This is a genomic window from Corynebacterium sp. 122RC1 (assembly GCF_024580955.1).
In the GTDB taxonomy this organism is placed as follows: domain Bacteria; phylum Actinomycetota; class Actinomycetes; order Mycobacteriales; family Mycobacteriaceae; genus Corynebacterium; species Corynebacterium kozikiae.
On record NZ_JANIKD010000072.1, the window covers coordinates 1 to 405 of the forward strand.

At 33.3% G+C, this 405-nt stretch carries 1 pseudogene; it reads left to right on the forward strand.

The window, feature by feature from the left end:
- Window positions 1–405: pseudogene (locus NQ050_RS11125) on the forward strand (hypothetical protein); the annotation flags it as partial.

The following is a 405-nucleotide window of genomic DNA, read 5'->3' on the forward strand; positions in this document are numbered from 1 at the left end:
AGATTATGAGGATGATATACTATCGCAACTTGACTATGTTATTGCAGCTATTCATCAAAGTTTCAATCAATCTGAAGAAGAGATTATGAAGCGCCTAGAACATGCATGTCGTAATCCTTATGTTAGACATATTGCACATCCAACTGGTCGTATTATTGAGCGACGTGAAGGGTATCAACCTAATATAGAACAGTTGATGCAACTTGCAGAAGAAACACAAACGGTAATGGAAATTAATGCTAATCCAAAACGATTAGATTTAAATGCTGCCACTGTAAAAAAATATCCAAATATTAAATTAACAATTAATACAGATGCTCATCATGTGGATCATCTTGATTTTATGAAATATGGCGTAGCTACTGCGCAAAAAGGATTTGTAAATAAAGATAGAGTGATTAATAC